This window comes from Agrobacterium sp. CG674 (genome assembly GCF_053521645.1).
In genome coordinates this window covers 515,203-533,617 of record NZ_JBNWDZ010000003.1, presented here as the reverse complement: position 1 = coordinate 533,617, position 18,415 = coordinate 515,203, and the positions used below count along the sequence as shown (strand labels likewise).

The 18,415-nt window shown below is 57.6% G+C and carries 16 protein-coding genes; 4 read left to right on the top strand and 12 right to left on the bottom strand.

Annotated elements, in window-relative coordinates:
• Window positions 1–151 precede the first annotated feature (151 nt).
• A complete protein-coding gene (locus ACQZ51_RS11785; RefSeq protein WP_448777379.1) occupies window positions 152–724 on the bottom strand; it encodes an RBBP9/YdeN family alpha/beta hydrolase in 573 nt (190 codons plus the stop codon).
• Window positions 725–887: 163 nt separating this feature from the next.
• Between ACQZ51_RS11785 and ACQZ51_RS11780 the strand changes: the two genes are divergently transcribed.
• Entirely contained in the window at window positions 888–2,543 is a 1,656-nt protein-coding gene (locus ACQZ51_RS11780) for a tannase/feruloyl esterase family alpha/beta hydrolase (protein ID WP_448777377.1), read from the top strand.
• A 76-nt stretch (window positions 2,544–2,619) separates the two neighbouring features.
• On the opposite strand, the gene purB is transcribed toward ACQZ51_RS11780, so the two are convergent.
• The 7 genes from purB to bcp form a co-directional block, all read right to left on the bottom strand.
• Window positions 2,620–3,921: an adenylosuccinate lyase gene (gene purB, locus ACQZ51_RS11775; protein WP_448777375.1), complete on the bottom strand. Its 1,302-nt coding sequence runs from the start codon at window positions 3,919–3,921 to the stop codon at window positions 2,620–2,622.
• 126 nt (window positions 3,922–4,047) lie between these two features.
• Window positions 4,048–4,725, bottom strand: coding sequence for a ribulose-phosphate 3-epimerase (gene rpe / locus ACQZ51_RS11770; protein ID WP_448777374.1), 678 nt, complete (start codon window positions 4,723–4,725; stop codon window positions 4,048–4,050).
• An 81-nt stretch (window positions 4,726–4,806) separates the two neighbouring features.
• The gene (locus ACQZ51_RS11765; RefSeq protein ID WP_448777373.1) at window positions 4,807–5,880 is read right to left on the bottom strand and encodes a branched-chain amino acid ABC transporter substrate-binding protein; all 1,074 of its coding nucleotides are present in this window, start codon (window positions 5,878–5,880) and stop codon (window positions 4,807–4,809) included.
• A gap of 137 nt (window positions 5,881–6,017) precedes the next feature.
• Window positions 6,018–6,437, bottom strand: a complete 420-nt coding sequence (locus ACQZ51_RS11760; protein WP_448777593.1) for an NUDIX domain-containing protein — start codon at window positions 6,435–6,437, stop codon at window positions 6,018–6,020.
• Window positions 6,437–7,951 carry a DEAD/DEAH box helicase gene (locus ACQZ51_RS11755; protein WP_448777372.1) on the bottom strand — a complete coding sequence of 505 codons (1,515 nt, stop codon included), beginning with the start codon at window positions 7,949–7,951 and terminating at the stop codon, window positions 6,437–6,439. The genes ACQZ51_RS11760 and ACQZ51_RS11755 overlap by 1 nt, the downstream gene beginning before the upstream one ends.
• A 205-nt stretch (window positions 7,952–8,156) precedes the next feature.
• On the bottom strand, window positions 8,157–9,422 hold the full coding sequence (locus tag ACQZ51_RS11750) for a M23 family metallopeptidase (RefSeq protein WP_448777370.1): 1,266 nt from the start codon (window positions 9,420–9,422) through the stop codon (window positions 8,157–8,159).
• 86 nt (window positions 9,423–9,508) lie between these two features.
• Window positions 9,509–9,976, bottom strand: a complete 468-nt coding sequence (gene bcp / locus ACQZ51_RS11745; RefSeq protein WP_448777368.1) for a thioredoxin-dependent thiol peroxidase — start codon at window positions 9,974–9,976, stop codon at window positions 9,509–9,511.
• A 135-nt stretch (window positions 9,977–10,111) separates the two neighbouring features.
• On the opposite strand from bcp, the gene ACQZ51_RS11740 reads away from it, so the two are divergent.
• On the top strand, window positions 10,112–13,549 hold the full coding sequence (locus ACQZ51_RS11740) for a YhdP family protein (protein WP_448777366.1): 3,438 nt from the start codon (window positions 10,112–10,114) through the stop codon (window positions 13,547–13,549).
• Window positions 13,550–13,564: 15 nt separating this feature from the next.
• Here ACQZ51_RS11740 and ACQZ51_RS11735 read toward each other — a convergent pair whose 3' ends face one another.
• From ACQZ51_RS11735 to ACQZ51_RS11725, 3 genes are read right to left on the bottom strand one after another with little or no spacing between them, the layout of a single operon-like run.
• A complete protein-coding gene (locus tag ACQZ51_RS11735) occupies window positions 13,565–14,272 on the bottom strand; it encodes a TIGR02281 family clan AA aspartic protease (protein WP_448777364.1) in 708 nt (235 codons plus the stop codon).
• Window positions 14,269–14,472 carry a DUF1289 domain-containing protein gene (locus ACQZ51_RS11730; RefSeq protein WP_448777362.1) on the bottom strand — a complete coding sequence of 68 codons (204 nt, stop codon included), beginning with the start codon at window positions 14,470–14,472 and terminating at the stop codon, window positions 14,269–14,271. The genes ACQZ51_RS11735 and ACQZ51_RS11730 overlap by 4 nt, the downstream gene beginning before the upstream one ends.
• Window positions 14,473–14,481: 9 nt before the next feature.
• A complete protein-coding gene (locus ACQZ51_RS11725) occupies window positions 14,482–15,237 on the bottom strand; it encodes an adenosylcobinamide-GDP ribazoletransferase (protein WP_448777591.1) in 756 nt (251 codons plus the stop codon).
• A gap of 164 nt (window positions 15,238–15,401) precedes the next feature.
• On the opposite strand from ACQZ51_RS11725, the gene cobT reads away from it, so the two are divergent.
• Window positions 15,402–16,424 (top strand): nicotinate-nucleotide--dimethylbenzimidazole phosphoribosyltransferase, encoded by a 1,023-nt coding sequence (gene cobT, locus ACQZ51_RS11720; RefSeq protein WP_448777360.1) that lies wholly within the window; start codon window positions 15,402–15,404, stop codon window positions 16,422–16,424.
• A 7-nt stretch (window positions 16,425–16,431) separates the two neighbouring features.
• On the top strand, window positions 16,432–16,851 hold the full coding sequence (locus tag ACQZ51_RS11715; RefSeq protein ID WP_448777358.1) for a diacylglycerol kinase: 420 nt from the start codon (window positions 16,432–16,434) through the stop codon (window positions 16,849–16,851).
• Here the strand turns inward: ACQZ51_RS11715 and ACQZ51_RS11710 are convergent.
• Complete coding sequence (locus ACQZ51_RS11710; protein ID WP_448777356.1) at window positions 16,848–18,383, bottom strand: sensor histidine kinase; 1,536 nt, start codon at window positions 18,381–18,383, stop codon at window positions 16,848–16,850. The genes ACQZ51_RS11715 and ACQZ51_RS11710 overlap by 4 nt on opposite strands.
• Between the last annotated feature and the right edge of the window lie 32 nt (window positions 18,384–18,415).

Below are 18,415 nucleotides of genomic sequence, written 5' to 3'. Positions count from 1 at the left end.
CCCTGCCACCGTTCCCACTGTAAACGCCCTGAAATTAGGGTCGCATCGATTGCAGGTTATTGTCGCAGACTTAGGCGCTGGTTGATAGCGCATTGGCGAATATTTAATGTGGGTTCTATTAGTCTTGAATTCGCTGATATATCCAGTCAAATCAAAGATTAAAGCTGGCCGGTGGCTTCAGCTTGCTGATGAACTGGGCAAATACCATTGTGCCTTCCGGCCATGGGCCATGACCTGATTCTGCATTGATATGGCCAGACATGCCCGCATCAATAAGCGTTGAGCCCCAGGCATTCGAAATCTCGCCCGCATGCTCATAGGTGCCGAAAGGATCGTTCTGGCTGGCGATGGTAATGGCGGGGAAGGGCAAGGGGTCGCGCGGGTAGGGACCGAATGTCATCAGATGCTTGGGGCGAATATCCGGGTTTGCCACATCTGGTGGGGCCACAAGCATGGCGCCCGCAATCTTTCCGGCAATCTGGGGCAGAGCGTGCATGACTGTTGGCACGCCCAGCGAATGGGCAACCAGCACCACGGGCCGCGTGCAGGCATTCACCTCTTCGATGAGTTTTGCGACCCAGTCTTCACGGACCGGCTTTGTCCACTCCGCCTGCTCGACACGGCGGGCGGTGGACAGCTTTTCCTGCCAGCGGCTTTGCCAGTGTTCTGGGCCAGAGTTGGTGTAGCCGGGAACGATGAGGATATCTGCTTCAGATGCTTTCATGCCTCTTATCTGCTAGCGCCACCGCCCGCCGTCAAGAGAGGTGCAGTAAAGGGCCGTAAAATTAATTCAACACACTTGCTATTTTGCCGTGCAGTCTGGTGTTACGTTCCCGTGAAGGCGGACGCGGAGGCGTCTCGCCATAACGGTGCTTTGGGAGGAGCCTTTGAGAAAAGCCTTATTTTCAGGAGTGGCGGCGCTTGCCGTTATGGCGGCCCCAAGCCTTGGGCTGGCAGCGGTAACCTGCGCCGAGCTGGTAGATAACGATCGCGAACCCGAGGGCGTGACGTTGACGGAGGCGGTTGCGACGCCCGCCAGTGACGACATACCGGTGGCCCATTGCCTGGTGCGCGGAACGGCCGGAGCGCACAAGGGCATAGATGGAATGGATTATGCCATTCGCTTCGAATTGCGTCTGCCCGACGCGTGGAACGGTCGCTTCGTCCATCAATTCAACGGCGGAAATGATGGTGTGGTGGTCCCAGCGCTCGGTCCACTTCTCGGCGGCAACAAGAAAGATACGGCGCTTTCGCGTGGCTACGCGGTGGTCTCCAGCGATGCCGGTCATGATGGCAAGGCCAACCCGGAAAAAGGGATGGCGGGCGGTGCAGCTTTTGGCTTTGATCCGCAAGCGCGACGGGATTATGGCTATTCCGCCGTCGTGACGCTCCACCCGATTGCCGAACAAATCGTTGAGACCAGATACGGCAAGCCGGCTGAATATACCTATGGGATAGGCAGTTCCAATGGCGGTCGACACGGTCTGATGGCGGCGACGCGAATGCCTGAAACATTCGATGGAATACTTTCGGGCTATCCTGGATTTAACCTGCCCAAGGCTGCCATTCAGCACGCGCATGACATCAAGGCGTGGACGGCGGTTAATGCCGATATCTCAAAGTCTTTCTCACGCGATGACATGACGTTGCTGGCGAATGGTATTCTTGCCGCTTGCGATGCGCTGGATGGCGTTGAGGATGGCGTCGTCGCAGATTCGGCAGCATGCCAGACGGCCTTCAAGTCACAGGCGCTGGAATGCGCCACCGAGAGCGCCAAAAACTGCCTGACGGCTGCGCAGATCACTGCGCTGGACAAAAGCTTAGAGGGACCCACGGACAGCAAGGGGAAGCAGCTCTACAGCGAATGGGTTTGGGACCCGGGCATGGCATCCGGCAATTGGCGGACCTGGAAGCTGGAAAGCAGCGTGGATGCGTGGGGCCGAAAGCCGATTATCGCAGCAATGGGAGCGGCCTCGCTGGCGCAGGTCTTCACCACGCCACCAACGGCTGTGGTCGGCACGCCGGAGGATTTGCAGGCCTTTCTCCTCGGCTTCGATTTCGACCGCGACGCACCAAAGATCTTTGCGACCAATGCGACTTTTAGCGAGTCGGCGGCTGAAGTTATGATCCCTCCAGAAACCGATAATCCCACACTCAAGGCGTTCCGTGCGGCTGGCCACAAGATGATTGTCTTTCACGGCAATGCCGATCCGGTTTTTTCCGTCGTCGATACCGTCAACTGGTATCGCAAGCTGGATGAAAACAATGGTGGCGCAGCGGCAGATTTCGTGAAGTTTTACAGGGTTCCAGGTATGCCGCATGGCGCAGGCGGGCCGTCATTTGACGATTTCGATTTCTTCTCGGAACTGGTTGCCTGGGTGGAGCATGGCAAGATGCCAGACGCGGTTGCCGCCGGGATAACCCCCGGCAACAAGGAAGCGGTGGGTCTCAAGGGAAAGCGTTTTCTGTACTGCCCCTATCCAAAGGTCACCCGCTTTACCCGTGCGGCTGGAGATGATGAAAGCCGTTTTGCGTGCGAATAATAGCACGCTGAACGCAATCAGCCGGTGCGGTATCCTGCGCCGGCTGATTTGATTGTTCGTCAGCGTGATCGGCCGATCAGCCGAAGACGCGGGAGAAAATCGTGTCGACGTGCTTGGTGTGGTAGCCAAGATCGAACTTCTCGCGGATTTTTTCTTCCGGCAGAGCGGCGCGGACTTCTTCGTCGGCCAGAAGCTCTTCCAGGAAGTCCTTGCCTTCTTCCCAGACGCGCATGGCGTTACGCTGGACCAGACGGTAGGAATCCTCACGCGAGACGCCAGCTTGCGTCAGCGCCAGCAGAACGCGCTGGGAGTGGACGAGGCCGCGGAACTTATTCATGTTCTTCAACATGTTGTCCGGGTAGATCACCAGCTTCTCCACAACGCCAGCCAGACGGTTCAACGCGAAATCCAGAGTGATTGTGGTGTCTGGGCCAATGGCGCGTTCCACGGAGGAGTGGCTGATATCGCGTTCGTGCCAGAGTGCCACGTTTTCCATGGCGGGAACGACGGACATGCGCACCAGACGGGCGAGGCCGGTAAGGTTTTCTGTCAGAACCGGGTTGCGCTTGTGCGGCATGGCCGACGAGCCCTTCTGGCCGGGAGAGAAGAACTCTTCGGCTTCCAGAACCTCGGTCCGCTGCATGTGGCGAATCTCAATCGCGACGTTCTCAATGGAAGACGCGATGACGCCGAGCGTTGCGAAGAACATGGCGTGGCGATCGCGTGGGATGACCTGCGTCGAGACAGGCTCCGGTGCAAGGCCGAGCGCCTTGCAGACATGCTCTTCAACTGAAGGATCGATGTTGGCGAAGGTACCGACAGCGCCGGAGATAGCGCCGGTCGCAATTTCAGCGCGGGCGTTGACCAGACGGGCGCGGTTGCGATCCATCTCGGCGTAGAAGCGGGCAAAGGTCAGGCCCATCGTTGTCGGCTCTGCATGGATGCCATGGCTGCGGCCGATGCGGACGGTGTCCTTGTGTTCAAAAGCGCGGGTTTTCAGCGCTGCGAGAACCCGGTCCATATCGGCCAGCAGAAGGTCGGCAGCGCGGACCAGCTGAATGTTCAGGGTGGTGTCGAGAACGTCTGACGATGTCATGCCCTGGTGAATGAAGCGGCTGTCTGGGCCGACAAATTCTGCCAGATGGGTGAGGAAGGCGATGACGTCATGCTTCGTGACGGCTTCGATCTCATCGATGCGCGCAACATCAAACTGAGCAGCGCCGCCCTTTTCCCAGATCGTTTTAGCCGCTTCCTTCGGGATAACGCCAATGTCGGCGAGAGCGTCACAGGCATGCGCCTCGATTTCGAACCAGATGCGAAACTTCGTTTCCGGCGACCAGATTGCGACCATTTCCGGTCTTGAATAACGAGGTATCATGGCAATGACTTTCTCTCAGGAAGGAATATTTCTGCCCCTTTAGCAAAGTGTTCCCGCAATCTCAACGCATTCGTCGGGAGGGCGAAACACCGGCGGCTGGGCAAGGGCCGCTGTTCTCTTTTGGGTTCAGGCGCGACCCTGCTCGACGGCGGCGCGAACGGCGCTGACCATCTTGCGGTAATCTTCCACGCCATCGCCCTTGAAAATGGCAGAACCGGCAACCAGAACATTGGCACCTGCGGCAACAGCGCTTGCAGCCGTATCGATGGTAATGCCGCCATCCACTTCCAGCTCAATCGGCCTATCACCGATCAGGGACTTGGCGGCGCGGATCTTGTCCAGCATTGCGGGAATGAATTTTTGGCCGCCGAAGCCGGGGTTGACGCTCATGATGAGGATGAGGTCGACATCATCAAGCACATTCTCCAGAACGCTGAGCGGTGTTGCCGGGTTGAGCGTGACGCCAACCTTCTTGCCGAGTGAACGAATGGTTTGCAATGAGCGATGCAGGTGCGCACCCGCTTCGGCATGCACGGTGATGCCATCGCAACCGGCCTTGGCAAAGGCTTCGAGGTAAGGATCGGCGGGCGCAATCATCAGATGGCAATCGAAGAACGCCTGGCTGTGGGGGCGAAGCGCCTTGATCACATCTGGCCCGAAGGAAATATTCGGCACGAAGTGGCCGTCCATGATGTCAAGGTGAATCCAGTCGGCACCGGCAGCCGTTACATCGGCAACTTCCTGTCCAAGCTTTGCAAAGTTGGACGCAAGGATGGACGGGGCGATCCGCACGGGAAGGGACATCTGCTTAGCTCCTCAAGCAAGGTTTTTCGCGCCTTTATCATTGCCGATGAAGAGCAATGATTGCGCGGGTCTTAATTGTTTTCAGCGCTCGGTATGCTCCACGGAAACAAAGGCCGAGCCGTTCCATTGTTGCAGGCGGTAGGGGTTGTCCTGAAGCTCATGGCTTTCGTTGAACATAACGGGGCCGATGGCCGTATCAAAGCGTGTGCCGATAACAAGCGCGGATGCCGGTTCGCTCTGGGCTTCGGACAGCTCGACCAGCTTTGCCGCCACCTGCGTTACCGCAAAGGCGGGCAGGGCATAGCCTTCCGGCTCGACATTGGCTGCGCGCAACTGCTGAACCGCATCAACGGCTGAAGGTAGCGTGGCGTAATCGGGCAGGGTAACGGCAAGCACGCCTGTTGGCATCGGCACAGGGCTGTTGGCCGCTCTCATCGTATCGCCAGAAAGGATGGTCAGCGGGAACTTTTCAGCTCCAGCATCGCGGGCAATGATGGCCACATCATTGCGCTCGGCGCCGATAAAGACGTGGGTGATGCCCGTGCGGCTCAGGCGTCTCACAAGTGCGACCTGCTGTTCCTGGGATGGGCGAATTGTATCGGTAAAGGTGGGCTTCAGGCCGGATTCTTCGAGCTTGGCCCTGATGCGGTCCACCAGTTCACGGCTATAGATTGTGCCGTCATCGATGAGACCTAAGGAATGGCCCTTCCAGTCCCGCAAAATAGCTGCGCTCACGGCTTCCGCCTCATCGGCCTCGGATGGCGAAAGCCGGAATAGTGGCCATCCGCGCTTTAGCGTGTCTTCCATCAGGCCGGATGCGCGGCTGGACAGCGTTATGGCGGGAATATTTGCGTTCTTGAGGGTCGGCAGTCCCTGCGACAGTGTTTCAGTGCACAGGAAGCCGACGACGATGCTGACCTTGGCTGCGACCAGACCATCCGCGATAGCGCCGCCGCTTCCTTCTTCGCAGCTCTCGTGAATTTCCATGACATCAAGGCCAGCTTTCGCGGCTGCAATCTTCACGCCCTGGCGGATTTGCAGGCCAAGCGCCTCATATGGCCCGCTCTGCGGCGCGACCACGCCAATGGTCGCGGCACTTGCTGTGCCTGCCATGGCGAAAGTGGCAGCGATTGCGAGCAGGCGAGTTAGGTGCATGGCGTGGCGGGTTTCCTCTTGCTGTCCTGCGATGTTTAACGACACCAGACGTTTTGCAAAAGAGGAAATGCCCGTCAAAAAGACTGTTAGGCAGAAATTTTCGCGTATTTTCAGCGATATAGGCTTGAAAAAGCCGTTCACGCTCTGGCATTGCGCAATTGAAGAAACGCATCCCTTGCAAAAAATGACAGTGGCTGAGGCGGATTGTCCACGTCAAACCAGCCAAACTCTGACAGTTTATCAGGCTCGGTCAGCGAGGGTTCACCCTTGAAGTCATCAGTCATGTAGATGAGCGAAAGCCAGTGCTGCCTATCGGCGGCAATGATCTGTTCGCTGGTGCATAGGAAGCTTACATCGCCGACGCTCAGGCCGGTTTCTTCTTCGGCTTCGCGTATTGCGGCAATTCTGGAATGCTCCATGTGGTCGACTTTGCCGCCCACAATGTTCCAGTGCCCGGCTTCTGGCGGGTTAACCCGCTTATAGAGCAGCACCTTGTCATCGCGCCTGATGACAAGGCCAGCGCCAACGCCCGGAAAGTCAATGCCGGGCTTCACAATCACGCCTTCGCGGTTGCGACGATCAGCATGAAGGCCGGAATGTCATCACCGAAACCAACAGGTGTCGGGCCATCATCGTGGTCGCGGTAGTGGCGACGACGGTTGTCATCATTTGCAGGGGGCGTTGCGTCGTGGTTGCGCTCGAAATTGCGAGGTGCTCTTTCTTGCTTACGTTCTGCCTTCAACTTGTCGCCTCCATTTGCCGCGATTTCTACGATAGCGGCTGGCTGAATGATCTTTTCTTCGACAACCGGCTGTGGTGCTTCCGCCTGTGGAGCCGCATCACGACGGTTCCTGTCACGGCCACGACCGCGTTCCTTGTCTTTTTCCTTGCCACGGCGCGGGCGCTCGGAAGCAAAGCTTTCCATCGGCTCCGGCAGGGCGGTCAGGTCACCGTTCAGCCATTCGATCTTCTCGTTGATGAGCTTTTCGATAGCGTCGAGATATTTGGTGTCGCGACGGTTGACGAGCGTGAAGGCAGCGCCGGAGCGGCCTGCACGGCCCGTGCGGCCAATACGGTGGACATAGTCTTCCGCATGGATCGGAACGTCGAAATTGAACACATGGCTGACATCGGGGATATCAAGGCCGCGAGCCGCAACGTCTGACGCGACGAGCAGGGTGATCTGGTTATCTTTGAAGCCCGCAAGCATCTTTGTGCGCGAGTTCTGGTCCATGTCACCATGCAGAGCGCCGACCGAGAAGCCGTGACGTTCCAGCGAGCGGAACAGGTCTGCGACATCCTTCTTGCGGTTGCAGAAGATGATCGCGTTCTTGAGGTCAGTCTGCGCGTTGATGAGATCGCGCAGGATTGCGCGCTTCTCGTAATCCTTGTCATGCGTGGCAACGATGCGCTGCGTCACGGTCTTTGCCGTCGAGGATGGCTTGGCAACCTCGATGCGAACCGGGTTCTGCAGGAAGCGGTCAGCCAGCTTCTGAATTTCCGTTGGCATGGTGGCCGAGAAGAACAGCGTCTGGCGTGTAAAAGGAATCATCTTCGCGATGCGCTCGATATCGGGAATGAAGCCCATATCAAGCATGCGGTCGGCTTCGTCGATCACGAGGATTTCGACGCCCGTCATCAAAAGCTTGCCACGTTCGCAATGGTCCAGCAGGCGGCCGGGGGTGCAGATCAAAACGTCTGCGCCACGCTCCAGCTTGCGATCCTGCTCATCAAACGACACGCCACCAATCAGCAGCGCGACATTGAGCTTGTGATTCTTGCCGTATTTTTCGAAGTTCTCAGCAACCTGCGCCGCGAGTTCGCGGGTCGGTTCAAGGATCAGGGTTCGCGGCATTCTTGCGCGCGCACGGCCTTTTTCCAGAAGGGTCAGCATCGGGAGCACGAACGAAGCGGTCTTGCCCGTTCCCGTTTGCGCGATGCCGCAGATGTCGCGTCGTTCCAGCGCTGGCGGTATTGCGCCTTCTTGAATAGGTGTCGGTGTCGTGTAGCCGGCACTTTCAATCGCGGAAAGAACTTTTTGGCTCAGGCCAAGATCAGAGAATGTTGTCAAAGGAAAAACTGTTTCCGTGTTGGTTCGAAAAGAACACTTAGCTGTCATAACGGCGACGCCGCAGACTGTAGCGGCGGAATAGTCCGAATTAGCCAGAAAGTCAAGGAAACAGGGATTTGTCTCGAAATAACACAGGTTGCCTCACAGATTGGGTCTGCGTGACGACTGGAATGGCATCAATAATCCTGTGAGCGTACCTGTTGATCTATTGGAGATAGGTTTTAAGTTGAGTTCCGGCCAGCAGAAAGCGTGCAGGATCGACGGGATTATCGTTGAGGCGCACCTCATAATGCACATGCGGGCCAGTTGAACGTCCTGTGCTGCCAGCTTTGCCGATGACCTCGCCAAGCGCGACCTTATCGCCTTCCTTCACGAGAATTTCCGAGAGATGTCCGTAGCGGGTGGTGATGCCGTTGCCATGATCGACCTCGACCATGTTGCCGTAACCGCCTGAAAATCCAGCACTTGTCACCGTTCCAGCACCAGTTGTCTGAACCGACGCACCCGTTTCGGCGACGAAATCGATTCCCGCATGCAGGGCAAGGCGGCCGAGGAACGGATCGATGCGGTTTCCGAAGCGGCTGGAGATTTCACGGCCGGGGGCAGGGTTACCAAAGGGCAGTGATACAGCCGCGCCGCGAACCGTTTCCAGGCGGATCAGGGCGCTGTCGAGATTGCTGAGTTGCTCTTCAAATGTTGCAGAACTCGTGTTCACAGGCTCCACGAAGGGGCCACCAATGTCCTGCGGGACCGAGTCGTTGATGCGGATGCCGGTTCTGCGGATGATATCGGCCATGGCGTCTGCCTTGCTTGCAGCGCCCGATGTCAGCGAGGCGATCCGGCTCAACTGTTCGGACTCGACCTTGTCGAGCGAGGCGATCATCAGCGACAGGCTGCGCTCGGAAAGTTTTTCGTGCCCGGATGTGTATCCGATGCTGCCCTTCATGCCCGTGGATGGAGATGACAGGGCGGTGTCGATGGCTTTGGCAGCGCCCGAGAGGCTCGCCTTCTTGTCCGGCGCGTAAGCATTGGCGGGGCTGGGTTCGATTGCGGGTTCGGAAAGACCGGATTTTTCAGCGCGCTCCAGCAATTCACTCATGCGGCCATGCCGGGAGGTGAGGGCGCTTTGTTGGGCCAGAAGTTTCTCCACCTTGCGTTCCACGGCTTGCTGATCCAGCACCTGCTTGGAGGTGACGCGGTCCACCTGAGCGCGGAGTGCGGCGATGCGATCTTCATATTCGGTCTGCATTCGAGACTGGCGGGCGATGGTCGCACCGACAAGATCATCGCGCAGAATGAGATAGGCCGTCGAGCCGATATAACCGATGCTGAGCAGACCGGCGACGCATAAAGCAGTCGCCGCAAGCCAGGGCCGGATCGTGATGTGGCGCACTTTCTCGCCGCTAGCGAGAATAAGGACGTGCTGCTGGCGTTTTTTGCCAAATGCCAGGTCTTTACCCGCTCTCGTCAAAACGCATCCTCCAGCCAACATCCTATCTGGCTGGATAGTAATTCGTTAAGGTTAACGAAGTTTTGACTTTATCAGCAAGGCAGCAACTACTGAGCGTTCACGGCCTCAAGAACCTCTTGTGCGTGGCCGTTTGCCTTGACCTTGGTCCATATTTTGGCAATCGCGCCGCCTGGGGAAATCAGATAGGTCGTGCGCTCCACGCCCATGTATTTTTTGCCATACATGCTTTTTTCTTTCCACACGCCGTAGCTTTCTAGCACCGTGCGCTCTTCGTCAGAGGCCAGCATGACGGAAAGCGAGTGCTTGGCTGCGAATTTATCGTGGCTTTTGACCGAATCGGGGGAGATGCCGATCACGACAGTGTTGGCTGCTTCGAATTGCGCACCCATCGCGCTGAAATCAATGGCCTGCACGGTGCAGCCGGACGTGTCATCCTTGGGGTAGAAATAAAGGACCACTGTCTTGTCGCTGAGGCTTGAAAGAGTGACTTCACCTGAGCCATTACGGGGCAGGGTAAAGTCCGGTGCTGTATCGCCAATTTTCAAATCAGTCATATATGACCTTTCTTTCGCCGGATTGTTGAGTGAATGGGCCGTTATTCGATATATACCGAATAAGTGCTTCGTCCAGTCTTGTGGCGATACAGACGGTGTGATTGGTAGGACCGTCACGCCGAAAAGACCCTGATAATGATCGAGGGTCGTGGCAGTTTCGGGAGCAAGCACAGGCGGATGGCGGAAATTCGTGGCGAAAAGGTCAGCTTCAGCAAGCGCGATATAAAGCCGCTGCATGCGATGCCCTCTGCCCAGGTTGAAGACCCCATTATTGTTCATTGCCCGCGCCCGCGTTCCATGACGCGATCGCTGCTGAAGGTGTTTGGGGCGCTGGTCATTCTCGCCTTCATTTCCATTGGTGGCATCATCGTTTCGGTCGAAACCGGTTCCATCGACGCCGCATTGACGACACAAGCCAAGCAGGCGCTCGAGCGTGCGCTGGGCTCCAAATACGATGCACGAATCGGCTCCACATCCGTGCGCTTTGCCTCCGGCTTCAATCTGGCTCTGGTGGCGCAGGATGTTGACATCATTGATAAGGAAACCGGCCAGCATTTGAGCCGCGCCCGCGCCATGGGCATGGCGCTCAACCCACTGGCATTGCTGGCGGGCCGCGTTTCGGTTCAAAGCCTTGAAGCAACGGGAATGGAGCTGGACACCGCGCTTTTGCCGAAGGGGCAGGGTATCGAATTCGCCAAGCTTCGTGTGGCTGATGTTCCCGCCTATCTCGATCTGGCATTTGTTGAGCTGGATCGCTTCGCTCAGGCCTTCAAGGCAAGCGGCACAGAAGAGATTGATCTCTCAGAAATCGCCATTCGTTTGCCACCCCGCGATGACGGGCAGCCTCGCACCATTACACTTCGCGAACTCTCTCTGGTGCCTGATGGGGAGGGTGGCTATACACTGGACGGCAATGTGGCGTTCAACGGCGAGGTGGCGACCTTGTCCCTTGCCGCCAAGGGAATGGCCGACAAGATCGGCAACTTCACGGCAAGGCTGGATGGTTTCGATATCGGTCCGCTTCTGGAGCAGCATGATCCCCAAGGGGTGATGCATCAGGGCCTCAACGTCAAAGCCGGAGTGAACATCGTCGGCAACCGTGCGCTGGGTGATGCGGCGCCGTCGCTTACCGTCTCCGCCGGTATTGGCGATGGCAAGCTCTACATTGGCGGTGATGCGCAACCGGTGTCCAGCGGGGTGATCAATGCCCGATACGACTTCGAAAACAGCGTTGTGGCGGTGGAAAATTCCCACCTGACGTTCGGCCAGACCGTTCTTCCGCTTCGCGCGCAAATTAAGGACAATGCCAATGGCTATGACCTGATGATGCGTCTGGAAAGCGCGACTGCGCTTGCCGAAGCCGGCGGGGAGCCGCCTGTCGGGTTCGACCTTGTGGCGGATGGAACATTCGACAGGTCATCGCGGCTGCTCGATATTCCCGCGCTTTATGTGAAGAGCGCAGCTGGCGATATGGCGGGCTCACTCAAGGTCCGGTTCTTAGGCCATGGTTCGCCCGAAATCAGCTTTGGCGGCCAGATTGCCAAGATGGACGCCACTGCCGTCAAGCAATTGTGGCCCTTCTGGATGGCGCGCAAGGCGCGTCCCTGGGTGGTTTCCAACCTGTTTGGTGGCACGGTCAGGAACGGCTCCATCTCCGTCTTCATACCGGAGGGACGGATGTGTGGCCCCGGGTGCCCCTTGGAACTTTCTGACAGTGAATTGCAGATCAAATTCGATGTCGACAATACCCGGCTTAATGTGGCGGGGGACATTCCGCCATTGCGCGACGCCTACGCGCATTTCGAGTTGGTGGGCGAGACCATCAATGTCGATATTATCAAGGCGACATCATTCTTCCCGTCCAACCGTACGCTTGCGCTGGATAACAGCAAATTCTCGATCAAGTCCGTCTATGCCAAACCACTGATGGCTGATCTCGATCTCAACGTATCGGGTTCGGCGGATGCGGTGGCAGAGCTAGCAACGTTCCAGCCCATAAACGCGCTCAAGGACACGGAATTCAAGCCGGAAGATTTTGCAGGGCAGGTCAAAGCCAACGCAAAGCTGACTGTTGGGCTACTCACCAGCCAGAGCCCGCCACAACCGACGTGGAATGCCAAGCTTGACCTTGATGGTGTCTCGCTCACACGCCCTCTTGCGGGCCGCGATATCTCCGCCGTTAACGGCCCCATGACGATCGACAATGAGGCGCTGCGCCTGAAAGGCAAAGCCCGCGTCGACGGTGTGGCCGTAGACATCGATGTGGTCCAACCTACACGCAAGACAAGCGCCGTGGCGCGGCAGATACTCGTGAAGGCCACACTCGAGCCAGGGCAGATTGCCAAGCTTTCACCCGAACTGTCGAGTATTCTGGGCGGCACCACCTTGCTGGAGCTCGATGCGTCGGATCCGGTACAGCAGAATGTCAAAATCGACTTGTCCAATGCTTCCATCGTCTTGCCCGGGATTGGCTGGACCAAGGGTGCAGGCATCGCCGCCGGTGCTTCATTCGCGATGGAAACCGTGGATGGTGTGACGAAGATTGAAGACTTCTCGCTAAAAGGCGATGGTTTTGGTGCTGCGGGAGATCTCACATTCGATAAATCCGGCTTGACCGCCGCCAATTTTTCCCGTTTCCAGCTTTCTCCACAAGACGATTTCACCGTCTCAATCACGACATCGCGCAGGAATTATACAGTCAACGCCCGTGGCAAATCCGTCGATCTGCGGCCCCTGATCGCCAGACTAAGAGGCTCTTCGACAAAGGGCGGTGGTACCAATACGGCCGATAATAATTTCGGCGTTTTCAACATCAAGGCGCAACTGGACAAGGTCTACGGCTTCAATGACGAGGTGATGAGCAACGTCAACGCGGACGTCACTCTGCGGGACGGAAAGCTGCGCACCATTGATTTGAAAGCCGTGACCAGCCGGGGGCAGGCGCTTGTTGCCCAAACCATCAACCGTGGCGATAGCGGAACGATCAACCTGACAAGCAGCGATGCGGGCTCGTTCGCCCGTTTTACGAACCTCTATTCGCGCGTTCGTGGCGGCTTGCTGAACCTTGCTTTAACGACCGCCAATGGCAACGACTGGAGCGGCTCACTCGATCTGCGCAACTTCGCTGTCCTGAATGAAGCCAAACTTCAGGATATCGTCGCGACGCCGACAGGTGACGATGGGCGAAGCCTGAACACAGCGGTCCGTCGCAACATCGATGTCAGTTCTGAAAAATTCCAGCGTGGTTTTGCCCGGGTCGTCTATGTGAACGGCACGCTGGCGCTTGAAAACGGGGTGATACGCGGCGAACAGATTGGCGCGACATTCCAGGGCATCGTCAAGGATCAAAGCGGTAATATGGATATGACCGGCACTTTCATGCCGGCCTATGGCCTGAACCGCCTGTTTGCAGAATTGCCCTTCATTGGCATCTTCCTCGGCAACGGGCGGGATCGCGGTCTGCTGGGGATTACCTTCAAGCTAACGGGCCAGACGGACGCGCCGCGTCTGGCGATCAACCCGCTCTCCCTCATTGCCCCGGGCGTGTTTCGCCAGATTTTCGAGTTCCAGTAAGTCTGCCGATGGGCGCTAGCGATCCCGCAGTCTCAGTTCGTCGGTTTGCATCTCAAGCGAACCGAGGGTGGAGAGGAATGTCATGCCCAGCAGGCTCTGCTCCAATTGCCCATCCTGCACCACGAGTGCCGAGACGTTGCGCCTGACAATTGGGCCAATGGCGACTTCTGAAAGGCGGACCGGTGCAGCCGACGTGCGCCCGTTGGCCGTCATGACGGTGACCGTATAGCCAAGAGTATCGACGTTTATCCCGACGGCCCTTGCGTCGGCTGTAGACAGAACGACTGAACTGGCTCCGGTATCGACCAGCATGTGCACTGGCGCTCCATTGACCTGCGCATCCGTCTCGAAATGTCCGCTCATGGATTTGTTGACGATGACCTCCTGCTCGCCATTTTGCGTGGTCACCACAACGGCGCGGCCCGGCATGAGGCCTGCGAGCAGTCTTTCACCGAAACGCTGTGCGTCATAGCGATAGAGATACATGGCAACGAGGCTGAGAATGATGACGAGCCAGATGGCCATCTGGCGCAGCACTGTGCCCCAGCCGCCGCGATTGCCTGCCAGAATGCCGACTGACAACAGGGCGGCGATGGGTATCAGGTAGATGGCCTCACCGAATTGCTCGTTGCTGATGCCAAAGGTCTGGCCGCTTTCGTGGTTGAAGATGAGCAGTGCAAGACCAATGCCTAGCACGAGAAACACGAAGGTCAGCCTGTTCATGCGGTTGCGGTCTCCTGAACGGGTGGGCGCATGCGATCCTTGGCGCGCTGTGGCAGGTTTGCCATGATGGTTCGGCGCTCAAACGCCGTTAAGCGTGACCAGGCCATGATCTCTTCAATGCTGCGATGACAGCCGTCGCAAAGGCCGTCATGCGAATCGAGAGAGCATATGTCGATGCAGGGTGATTCCATGATTTCCATATCTGTATTTCACACGATGAGAGCAAGTGCTGTCAGCATCACGATCTCTGTGATCTGCTGGGTCGCGCCAATGGTGTCGCCCGTGTGGCCGTCGATCCTGCGGTAGCAGAAGCGATTGAAGCCATGGGTCACGCCAAACAGCGCAGCAATGACGATGGCCAGAAGATAAAGCGAGACAATCGGCAGGCAGAGGAGAACCGCAATTGCCAGGCCGTAGATGATTGCGCCCTTGCGTTCCCGCTCACCCGGCTGGCCTGCCATAGCGGCCAGACCGCCATCGCGGGCCGGTGGAAGCGTCTGCCAGTGCCAGACCATCAATCCCCGGCTGAAACAGGCACTGGCAACGAGGCAGGCGGCGATTGCCAGTGGTGAGAGTTCGCGAAAGAGAACGGCGATTGCCGTTGCTCTGAGGAGAAACGAGACGATAAGCGCGATGGCCCCATAGGAGCCGATGCGGCTGTCTTTCATGATTTGCAGCGCGCGTTCTTTCGTGCTGCCGCCGCCTAAGCCATCGGCAGAATCGGCAAAGCCATCCTCGTGCAAGGCTCCGGTGGTGATCGTCGTAACCGTCAGCACTAACATGGCAGACATCAGCGGGTCTGCGTCAGCCCATGCAAGGAGAGCAGCAAGACATGCCCCCGGTAGAGCAATCAGAAATCCGGCAACAGGGAAGGCTCGCACCATCTGGCCGAGCGGGCGATTATCATCTTCAAAGAAGATATCGTTCACGGGAATGCGGCTGAGAAAACTCAGCGAACGCATCATGTCCGTCACAAAATTCCCCGCCTGCAAACGTCTCTCCTTTGGTTGAGGCTCGGCATATCGTATTTGAGGTTGTTCCTCTGCGCATCCGCGATTATGAGAAGGGCCTACAAAGACCGATTTGCCGGAAAAGACAAGCGTCCGGCGTGAACAGAAAGACCTGTTACATGAGCATGAGCGGATTGCCGTTTGATGATTTTCGCACGCTGCTGCGCGACCTGCCGGGCCCACATACATTTGCGCTTGTCGCAGCCAAGGAGCGCAACGCGCAACTGACCAAGCCTGAGGGCTCGCTGGGCCGTCTGGAAGAAATCGCCATGTGGCTGGCGGCCTGGTCTGGACGTGCGCCTGCGGTCAACCGTCCGCTGGTGGCAATTTTTGCTGGAAACCACGGCGTTACCCGCCATGGCGTTACGCCTTATCCGTCGTCTGTCACGCAGCAGATGGTCGAAAACTTTGCTGCAGGCGGTGCCGCCATCAACCAGATCTGTGTGGCACACGATCTCGGCCTCAAGATTTTCGATCTGGCGCTTGATTATCCGACCGGCGACATCACCACGGAAGCCGCACTTTCCGAACGCGATTGCGCAGCCACCATGGCTTTCGGCATGGAGGCGATTGCTGGTGGTACCGATCTTCTGTGCATCGGTGAGATGGGCATTGGCAACACCACGATTGCGGCTGCGATCAATCTGGCGCTTTACGGTGGCACGGCGGAAGAATGGACCGGCCCCGGCACGGGATCGGAAGGCGACATCATGGCGCGCAAGATCGCTGCCGTGAAGGCTGCCGTCGAATTTCACAAGGATCATCTGTCTGATCCGCTGGAGATCATGCGTCGACTGGGTGGGCGTGAAATTGCGGCCATGGCGGGTGCCATTCTCGCTGCTCGTGTCGAGAAAATTCCCGTGCTGATCGATGGTTATGTCGCGACCGCCGCTGCCGCCTTGCTCAAAGCTGCCAACCCTGCCGCACTCGACCATTGCCTGATCGGCCATGTGTCCGGTGAGCCGGGTCATCTGGCTGCGGTGGAAAAGCTGGGCAAGACGCCGCTTCTGGCGCTGGGTATGCGTCTGGGCGAGGGCACCGGTGCGGCACTGGCAGCCGGTATCGTCAAAGCGGCAGCTGCCTGCCATTCCGGCATGGCGACGTTTGCTGCAGCGGGTGTAACGACCCGCACCGACCGCTGAGATTGCCATGGACAACCTAAACGCCTCGCCACCATCGGAACCGGTCTTTCGCAAGGAGACCGGCTTCAGACATCTCATCGCGGCGGCGCGTTATTCGGGCCAGGGCTTGCTGCGTCTTTGGAAGGAAGCGGCGTTCCGGCACGAGGTTTTGGCCTTCGGAGCGGGGCTGGCACTGATGGGCGTTATCGGCGCGCCGCTGGTGCACTATCTGATATTTTCGGTGCTAATGCTTCTTCTGTTTTCGGTGGAAGCGCTGAACACGGCTATTGAGGAGATCGTTGACCGGGTATCGCCGGAATTTTCCGCTTCTGCCCGCAACGCGAAGGATCTCGGTTCCTTTGCCGTGTTCTGTCTGCTGCTGGCCAATGGTGGATTCGTGCTCTACTCGCTGGTCAGCACCATCTTCGGATCTATCGTTCTGCTTTAAGCGAACGACCGCCGGCGCGGCTCCACGAACTGCACATCTTCGACAGCTGGAATGCTCTGAAGCACCCGCTTTGCAGGCAGGATGGCAATGACCTCCGTGCCTTCGCGCAGACGCGATCTCAGCACGAACTGGCCGTCATGCTTTGCCAGAATGGCCTGAACGATGGGCAAGCCAAGCCCGGTGCCCTGTTCGGCGCTCTTGATAGCAATGGAGCCCTGACCGAAGGCCGACAGAACCACCGGTATTTCCTCTTCTGGAATGCCGGGGCCGTTATCCTTGATCGAGACATATTGCCCGCCACCCGCCGTCCAACCCGCCTTGATGGAGATTTCACCGCCCTGCGGCGTGAACTTCACTGCATTTGATAGGAGGTTGAGGATGACCTGACGGATTGATTTTTCATCTGCCCAGACATGGGGCAGGGTCGTTTCAAACTGCTGAACAATGCGGATGTTCTTGGCGCGCGCGCGAAGCTGGATCATGCCCACGCAATCATCGGCGATTTCCAGAAGGGCAATCGCTTCCTCATGCAGATCGTAACGTCCGGCCTCGATGCGGGAGAGGTCGAGAATCTCATTGATGAGATCAAGAAGGTGCTGGCCGGAGCGGTGAATATCGCCGGAATATTCCTTGTAGAGCGGGTTGTTGAGCGGCCCGAGCACCTCTTCCGCCATGACTTCGGAAAAGCCGAGAATGGCGTTCAGTGGTGTGCGCAATTCATGAGACATGGAGGCCAGGAAACGCGATTTGGCCATATTGGCTTCTTCGGCCCTGCGCCGCGCCTCATCGGACATAGATTTGGCGACTTCCAGCTCCGCAATCAGGTCGTCCTTTTCGGACTGGAAGGTCAAGAGTTTGATGCTGGACTGGTAGATCCGTTTCGTCACATGGTGGCAAAACAGCATGGCCAGCGAAAACATCAGCGCCAGACCTATTTCCATCGGACTGCGGGACAATATGGCGGTAACGCTGAGCGCCACCACCACGGGCAGAAACGTCATCACCATCGCCCGTCGCAACAGGTTGTTGGAGCTTGCCGTGATCGTCAGGGCAATCAACAGGGTGCCGCCCTTATAGAACATGACCAGCGATGGATCTTTGCTTTCAATGTGCTGGATGGTGAACAGGACCCAGACAAGACCCATGACGATCTGTGCCGCAAGAAAAATGTTCTGCCATGCGGACAGGTTGGAAGCGCTGATCTCCTGTTTTGATGCGCGCTTGGCAAATAGCAGCGTCATCGCATGCACGGTCAATGCGAGGACGGCCCAACCGATGATTTGTGGATCGCGGCTGATGTAAATGCCGACGCCTGTCGTGAGAATGATGAACAGAGGCATGATCGTTGCGCCCTGCAACGTCTCGACAATGTGCATCTGCAGCAGATCACGCTCGAAGCCGTTGGTGCTCACCGGCCCATATTGCAGCCGCTCACGCGTCGCCTTGACCGTCTCGAACACCGCCTTGTTACGGCGCGTGCGGGAGCGATCGACGATGTTCTTGTCAGCGGTGCTGCTAGCGCTCTTACTCATGGACACAACGCAAATGATCTAAAGGCTTGCAG

Excerpts from the sequence above, each read along its gene's own strand:
- ACQZ51_RS11785 (WP_448777379.1), bottom strand. The coding sequence starts at position 724 with ATGAAAGCATCTGAAGCAGATATCCTCATCGTTCCCGGCTACACCAAC.
- purB (WP_448777375.1), bottom strand. The coding sequence starts at position 3,921 with ATGATACCTCGTTATTCAAGACCGGAAATGGTCGCAATCTGGTCGCCG.
- rpe (WP_448777374.1), bottom strand. The coding sequence starts at position 4,725 with ATGTCCCTTCCCGTGCGGATCGCCCCGTCCATCCTTGCGTCCAACTTT.
- ACQZ51_RS11765 (WP_448777373.1), bottom strand. The coding sequence starts at position 5,880 with ATGCACCTAACTCGCCTGCTCGCAATCGCTGCCACTTTCGCCATGGCA.
- bcp (WP_448777368.1), bottom strand. The coding sequence starts at position 9,976 with ATGACTGATTTGAAAATTGGCGATACAGCACCGGACTTTACCCTGCCC.
- ACQZ51_RS11740 (WP_448777366.1), top strand. The coding sequence starts at position 10,112 with ATGATCGAGGGTCGTGGCAGTTTCGGGAGCAAGCACAGGCGGATGGCG.
- ACQZ51_RS11735 (WP_448777364.1), bottom strand. The coding sequence starts at position 14,272 with ATGAACAGGCTGACCTTCGTGTTTCTCGTGCTAGGCATTGGTCTTGCA.
- ACQZ51_RS11730 (WP_448777362.1), bottom strand. The coding sequence starts at position 14,472 with ATGGAAATCATGGAATCACCCTGCATCGACATATGCTCTCTCGATTCG.
- ACQZ51_RS11725 (WP_448777591.1), bottom strand. The coding sequence starts at position 15,237 with ATGATGCGTTCGCTGAGTTTTCTCAGCCGCATTCCCGTGAACGATATC.
- cobT (WP_448777360.1), top strand. The coding sequence starts at position 15,402 with ATGAGCATGAGCGGATTGCCGTTTGATGATTTTCGCACGCTGCTGCGC.
- ACQZ51_RS11715 (WP_448777358.1), top strand. The coding sequence starts at position 16,432 with ATGGACAACCTAAACGCCTCGCCACCATCGGAACCGGTCTTTCGCAAG.
- ACQZ51_RS11710 (WP_448777356.1), bottom strand. The coding sequence starts at position 18,383 with ATGAGTAAGAGCGCTAGCAGCACCGCTGACAAGAACATCGTCGATCGC.